This window comes from Verrucosispora sioxanthis, from assembly GCF_010560025.1.
GTDB lineage: Bacteria > Actinomycetota > Actinomycetes > Mycobacteriales > Micromonosporaceae > Micromonospora > Micromonospora palythoicola.
This window is the reverse complement of sequence record NZ_SAIY01000014.1, coordinates 75,169-81,744: the sequence shown is the minus strand read 5'-3', so window position 1 is coordinate 81,744 and position 6,576 is coordinate 75,169. Positions and strand designations below refer to the sequence as shown.

The following is a 6,576-nucleotide window of genomic DNA, read 5'->3' as shown; positions in this document are numbered from 1 at the left end:
TCGTGCTGCTCGCCGTCGTCGTCAGCGTCTGGGTGCCCGCCGCCCGACACGTGGCCGGTCTCGTCGGCGCCGGCCTGACCGTCGCCGCCCTGACCGACACCTGCGCGATGGGCGCGGTGCTGGCCCGGCTCCCCTACAACCGCGGCGCCGGTTGCGACGTCGACCGGTCCCTGGCCCGGCTGCGCACCGAGCGGCACCAGGCATGAACGGTACGCAGTACCTCCGACCGGACCGCGACGGCCTGGCTCGGGTGGTGCCCCTGCTCGGATGGCTGCGCCACTACGACCGCCGCACCCTGCGCCATGACCTGATCGCCGGGCTGACCGTGGCGGTCATGCTGGTCCCGCAGAGCATGGCCTACGCCGCCCTGGCCGGCATGCCGCCCGTCGCCGGCCTCTACGCCTCGGTCGTGCCGCTGCTGGTCTACGCGCTGCTGGGCAGTTCCGGATCACTTGCCGTCGGGCCGGTGGCCATCACCGCGTTGATGACCGGCACCGCGCTGGCTCCCCTCGCCGACGGCGACCCGGCCCGGTACGCGGCCCTCGCCGGCCTGCTCGCCCTGCTGGTCGGCGCGATCCAGGTGCTGATGGGGGTGCTGCGGCTCGGCGCCCTGGTCAACTTCATGTCCCACTCGGTGTTGTCCGGCTTCACCTCCGCCGCGGCGATCGTGATCGCGGCCAGTCAGGTGAAGGACCTGTTCGGGCTCGACGCCGGGCGGGCGGAGACGTTTCCGGCGATCGTCGCGTCGCTCTGGCGGTCGGCCACCACGATTCACCCGTTGACCGTCCTCGTCTCGCTGGCCAGCGTCGCCGGTCTGCTGCTGGCGCGTCGACACCTGCCGAAGCTGCCCGGTGCCCTGCTCGTGGTGGCCGGCGTCACCGTGGCCAGCGCCGCGTTCTCCCTCGGCACACACGGCGTACGGATCCTCGCCGAGGTTCCCGGTGGGCTTCCCGCCCCGACCGTTCCCGCCCTCGGCGGCTCGGACGTGACGGCGTTGCTGCCCTCCGCCGTGGCGATCGCACTTGTCGCCTACCTGGAGGGCATCGCCGTGGCCAAGTCCCTCGCCGCGCGGGCCCGCCAGCAGGTCAGCCCCAACCAGGAACTCGCGGCGGTCGGCTCGGCGAACGTCGCGGCTGGTCTGTTCCAGGCGTTCCCGGTGGCCGGCGGTTTCTCCCGCAGCGCGGTGAACTTCTCCGCCGGGGCCCGGACGCCGCTGGCCAGCGTGGTCACCGCCGTGGTGGTGGCGCTGACCGCGGTGTTCCTGACGCCGGCCTTCCATCACCTGCCCAAGGCGGTGCTCGCCGCGATCGTGGTGGTGGCGGTGCTCGGACTGGTCGACCGCCGGGCCGCGGTGACCGCGTGGCGGACCCGCCGCTCGGACGGCCTGACCCTGGTCCTCACCTTCGTGGTCACCCTGCTGTTCGGGGTCGAGCCCGGTCTCGCCGCCGGCGTCACCTTCGCGCTGGCGATCTTCCTGTGGCGTTCGGCCCGGCCGCACCTGGCCGAACTCGGCCGGGTGCCGGGCACCCAGACGTACCGCAACGTGACCCGCTACACCGGACTGGTCACCGACCCTCAGGTGGCGATCGTCCGGGTGGACGGACCGCTGTACTTCGCCAACGCCCAGTTCCTGGCCGACCGCCTGCTCGGCCTGGCCGAGCGCCGGCCGGAGCTGACGGCGCTGGTGCTCGACGCCAGCGCGATCGGCGACGCCGATGTCGACGGTGCCCACGCCGTCGCCGAGCTGCACGAACGCCTCACCACCCGGGGTGTGGCGCTGCACCTGGCAACGGTCCGTGGGCCGGTACGCGACCTGCTCGCCCGGGCGGGTGTGTGGCGGACGGTGCATGGCGCCGGTCGGGTGCACCCCGACCTGACCGCCGCGCTGGCCGCCGTGGACGGCCGGGCGGAAGAGCGGCTGGTCGACGCGGCCGCACGGCCGCCGTCACCCCAGGAGGTGTTGTAGTCGTGTCCGATCGGTTCGCCACCCTGCTCAGCTGTATCGACGGCCGCATCCAGCGCCCTCTCGACGAGTGGGCGCGACGGCATCTCGACGTCGAGTACCTCGACACCATCACCGAGCCCGGACCGGAGGCGGTGCTGGCCACGACGGGTGAGGCCCGGCTGGACGCGCTCCTGGCCAAGGTGCGGGTCTCGCAGCGCGCGCACGGCAGCGCGACCCTGGTCGTCGCCGCACACTCCGACTGCGCGGGGAACCCGGTGAGTCTGACCGAGCATCATCGCCAGCTGCGTGCCGGCCTGTCCCGGCTGGCCGGACGGCTGCCGGGCACCCACCTGCTGGCCGTGCACGCGGGCCGATGCGGCCACCGGTGCTGGACACCGGAACTCGTCGCGGAGGTGACGCCGCCGGAGAGCGGCCCGTAGCCCTTTGCCCATCACATACCCCCAGGGGTATACATGACCTATCAGCCGTACCGTCCGTGAAGGAGCTGACCATGCTGTTCACCCAGTACTACCTGGACTGCCTGTCCCAGGCGTCGTACCTGATCGCCGACGACACCACCGGCCGGGCGATCCTGGTCGACCCGCGCCGCGACGTCGAGGAGTACCTCGCCGACGCCCGGGCGCGCGAGCTGAGCATCGAGGGCGTCATCAACACCCACTTCCACGCCGACTTCCTCGCCGGCCACCTGGAGGTGGCCGCGGCGACCGGCGCCTGGATCGGGTACGGCCGACGCGCCGAGACCGAGTACCCGATCCGCAAGCTGACCGACGGCGACCGGATCAGCCTCGGCGAGGTGACCCTGCAGATCATGGAGACGCCCGGCCACACCCCGGAGTCGGTGAGCGTGCTGGTGTACGAGCACGCCGACGACCCGGTCCCGTACGGGGTGCTTACCGGTGACGCGTTGTTCATCGGCGACGTGGGTCGACCCGACCTGCTCGCCTCGCTCGGCGTCACCGCCGACGAGCTGGGCAGCATGCTCTACCACAGCGTGCACCACAGGCTCATGACCCTGCCCGACCAGGTGCGGGTCTTCCCGGCCCACGGCGCGGGCTCGGCCTGCGGCAAGAACCTGTCGACCGAGCGGCAGTCCACGATCGGTGAGCAGCGCCGCACCAACTACGCCTGCGCACCGATGAGCGAGGAACAGTTCGTCGCGCTGGTCACCGGCGGTCAGCCGGCGGCACCGGGATACTTCGCGTTCGACGCGGTGCTCAACCGTAAGGCCCGCGAGCTGTTCGACCACGCCCGCCGCCCCGCCCGGCCGCTCACCCCCGCCGAGTTCCTCGCCGCCCGGGCCGACGGCGCCGTCGTCGTCGACACCCGTGACCCGCACGAGTACGCCGCCGGGCACGTTCGTGGCGCGCTCAACATCCCCGCCGACGGCCGCTTCGCCGAGACCGCCGGCAGCGTGGTCGCCCCGGATCACACCATCCTCGTCGTCGCCCACCAGGACCGCGAGGAGGAGATCGTGACCCGCCTCGCCCGGATCGGCTTCGACCATGTCGCCGGCTACCTGCGCGACCCCGAGGACGCGTTCCGCGAGATGCTCGCCGAGCTGACCCCGGCCAGCCGGGTCACCGCCACCGAGCTGCGCGACGCCCTGGACCGGCCCGAGCCGCCGCGCGTACTCGACGTGCGCAACGCCGGCGAGCGCGAGCAGGGCGCCATCGACGGGTCGCTGCACATCCCGCTGGCCGAGCTGCCCGGGCGACTCGCCGAGGTGCCCGACGACCGGCCCGTCGTCGTGCACTGCGCCGGCGGCTACCGCTCCTCCGTCGCCGCCAGCCTGCTGCGGGCGGCTGGCCGTACCGACGTCTCCGATCTGCTCGGTGGCTACGGCGCCTGGCAGGCGCTGCGACAACCCACCGCGGCCTGAGCCCGATCGGGGTGCGGGCGCGGCCGCCGCCGTCGCGGCCACGCCCGCACCGCGCCTGCACCGTGCAGCATGAGAGACCCGCCCTGCGTCAGGTCAGCAGCCGGAGCGCCCGTTGGCGGATGTCGACGTAGCGCTCGTACACCTCCGGGGTGCCGGCGGCGGCGACCTCCTCGGCCACGACCGGCCACTGTGGCGGTTCGGCCGCACCGGACAGCGCCCAGGCCGCCTGACGCGCCGCGCCGAGCGCGACGTACTCGCCGGGGCTCGGCACGCCCACCGGCGTGCCGAACAGTGCCGGCGCGATCGCCCGCACCGCGCGTGACCTGGCCGCGCCACCGACCAGTAGCACCCGGTCCACCGGAATGCCCTGGGCCCGCAGGGCGTCGAGGGCGTCGGCGAGGCCACCGAGCATGCCCTCCACCGCGGCCCGCGCGAGGTTCGCCGCCGACGCGTTCGTCCGGGTCAGCCCGGCGAGCAGACCGCGGGCGTCGGGCAGATTGGGCGTGCGTTCCCCGTCCAGGTACGGCAGGAGCGTCAACCCGCCCGCGCCGGGCGACGCCGACAGCGCCAGGTCGTCGAGTTCGGCGAGTGACCGGCCCAGCAGGTCGGCGACGGCGACCAGCACCCTTGCCGCGTTGAGCGTGCACACCAGCGGCAGGAACCGGCCGGTCGCGTCGGCGTAGCCGGCCACCAGCCTACTCGGGTCGGCGGTCGGCACCTCACTCAGCCCGAACGCACACCCCGAGGTGCCCAGCGAAACCACCACGTCGCCGCTTCGCAGACCGACCCCGAGTGCCGCGCCCATGGTGTCGCCGGTGCCCGCCGCGAGTATCGCCCCGGACGCGGTCTCGCCGACCGTCTCGGCGGGCCCGGCGACCCGGGGCAGCGCCACGTCCCGACCGAAGGCGAGCCGCACCAGGTCTCGCCGGTACTCCCCGGTCGCCGGAGACCAGTACCCGGTGCCGGAGGCCTCACCGCGATCGGTCGTCGGCTCTCCCCCACCAGCGCGCAACCGGTGGGTGAGCCAGTCGTGCGGCAGCAGCACCGTGCGGGTCCGGGCCGCGAGTTCCGGCTCGGCGCGGGCGAACCAGCGCAGTTTGGTGACCGTGAAGCTGGCCACCGGAACCAGCCCGACCGCGTCGGCCCAGGCCTGCGGGCCACCGAACTCGTCGGTGAGGTCGACCGCGGCGCGCGCCGATCGGGTGTCGTTCCACAGCAGCGCGGGACGCACCACCTCGCCTGCCTCGTCGAGGCAGATCATGCCCTGCTGCTGCCCGCCGACGCCGATGGCGACCACCCCGTCCAGCAGCCCGGCACTCGCCCGCTCGAAGGCGGCCCACCACAGGTGCGGGTCGACCTCGGTCCCGTCGGGGTGTGCGGCACGACCCTCACGGAGCACCTCCCCGGTGTCCGCGTCGCACACCACGACCTTTGTCGACTGGGTGGACGAATCCACGCCGGCAACCAGTGCCATCGCACGCTCCACAGGGGTCCGGTGCCGGTGGGTGGCGGCACTCGACCGATGTTGTCGAGGCCGACTCTACGGGCGTCGACCAAACGCTCGGCTTGGCCAACGTGGTGACCGCCACCGACCGCGTCGTGCCGTCGCTCCGAACGGTCACGCGGCTCGCGCGCCGGGCGACGGGTACGGCTCCCGAAAGGTGAAGGCCTCCGGCGACGGGCCGGCGGTCAGCAGTTCCAGCCGTTCGGCGGCCTCGGTAATGGTGGGCAGGACGCCGGCGGGAATCCACCACAGCACGAGGTGGGGGCGGTCGAGTGGGACGAACCACTCCCGCCGCCGGCGCATCGGCTCCAGGTGCGCGGTGCGGTACACGAAGCCGCGCAGTGCCTCGACCGACTGCCAGACGGTCAGGTTCACGATGATGTCGGGTCCGAAGGGCCGCAGCGCGGTGGCGTCGCCGGACTCGTCCTGCAGTCGCCAGACGTAGCCGGGCGACCGCTCGGCCAGGCCGTTGATCTCCGGAAGTTGGGCGACGAAGTCGGCGAGTTCGGGGCTGTCGATGGGGGCGCGCAGTCGGGCGATGTTCAGTTGCGCCAGATGATGGTCGGCCATGCGACCAAGCCTATGTTCTATGTCAATCATGATTGTTTTTAGACCGCATCACGACGCAGCACCCGGTCGGGCCGGGGTCGAGCCGGACGTCCCAGCCACGATCGCCCACCAGACCGTCGAGCAGCGCCAGGTTCAACCCGCAGACCAGCGCGGGATACGCCTCGGCCAGCGCGTGGAAGGGACAGTTGCGCAGTCGGATCGTCTGGTCGGCGTCCACGAACGGCTCGTAACCGAGTGTCCCCAGGCGCGCGAACACCTCGCCTCCGGCGAGCTTCGCACCCAGCTCGCGCGCTGCCGCGTGGACCGCCGGTTCCACACCGGACCGCTCGACCGCACTCGCCAGCACATCGGCCAACAACCGGTAGTCGCGCGGCGGCAGCGTCACCGCGTGTTCGGCCGCCGACCGGCGGTACAACTTGGCCGGCCGGCCCGCACCCGGCCCACCGCTGCGCGGCGCGTACGCCGTCTCCAGCAGCCCCGCCTCGGCCAGCTTCTCCAGGTGGAAGGCCGCCAGGGTACGGCCGATGGCCGTCGCCTCGGCCACCTCGTTACGGCTCACCGGCTCCGCCCGCGCGACCACGTACTCATAGACTGCCCGGCGCACCGGCTCCCGCAGCGCCCCGATGGCCTCCAACGACATGCTGCCGACGCTACCCG

Annotated in this window: 6 protein-coding genes and 1 pseudogene; 4 read left to right on the top strand and 3 right to left on the bottom strand. The window is 73.1% G+C overall.

Annotated elements, in window-relative coordinates; all coding sequences use genetic code 11:
* The 4 genes and pseudogenes from ENC19_RS28465 to ENC19_RS28450 form a co-directional block, all read left to right on the top strand.
* Positions 1–206 (top strand): annotated as a pseudogene (locus tag ENC19_RS28465) (rhodanese-like domain-containing protein); the annotation flags it as partial.
* Positions 203–1,966 carry a SulP family inorganic anion transporter gene (locus ENC19_RS28460; protein ID WP_164450125.1) on the top strand — a complete coding sequence of 588 codons (1,764 nt, stop codon included), beginning with the start codon at positions 203–205 and terminating at the stop codon, positions 1,964–1,966. The pseudogene ENC19_RS28465 and the gene ENC19_RS28460, both read left to right, overlap by 4 nt.
* Before the next feature lie 2 nt (positions 1,967–1,968).
* On the top strand, positions 1,969–2,385 hold the full coding sequence (locus ENC19_RS28455; protein ID WP_164450124.1) for a carbonic anhydrase: 417 nt from the start codon (positions 1,969–1,971) through the stop codon (positions 2,383–2,385).
* Between the two features lie 71 nt (positions 2,386–2,456).
* Positions 2,457–3,845: an MBL fold metallo-hydrolase gene (locus ENC19_RS28450; protein WP_164450123.1), complete on the top strand. Its 1,389-nt coding sequence runs from the start codon at positions 2,457–2,459 to the stop codon at positions 3,843–3,845.
* Positions 3,846–3,933: 88 nt separating this feature from the next.
* Here the strand turns inward: ENC19_RS28450 and xylB are convergent, their stop codons facing one another.
* The 3 genes from xylB to ENC19_RS28435 all read right to left on the bottom strand — a co-directional run bounded on the left by xylB (position 3,934) and on the right by ENC19_RS28435 (position 6,559).
* Positions 3,934–5,319 (bottom strand): xylulokinase, encoded by a 1,386-nt coding sequence (gene xylB, locus ENC19_RS28445; RefSeq protein ID WP_164450122.1) that lies wholly within the window; start codon positions 5,317–5,319, stop codon positions 3,934–3,936.
* 144 nt (positions 5,320–5,463) lie between these two features.
* Positions 5,464–5,919, bottom strand: coding sequence for a DUF3291 domain-containing protein (locus tag ENC19_RS28440; RefSeq protein WP_164450121.1), 456 nt, complete (start codon positions 5,917–5,919; stop codon positions 5,464–5,466).
* A 22-nt stretch (positions 5,920–5,941) separates the two neighbouring features.
* Positions 5,942–6,559, bottom strand: coding sequence for a helix-turn-helix transcriptional regulator (locus tag ENC19_RS28435; RefSeq protein ID WP_164450120.1), 618 nt, complete (start codon positions 6,557–6,559; stop codon positions 5,942–5,944).
* Between the last annotated feature and the right edge of the window lie 17 nt (positions 6,560–6,576).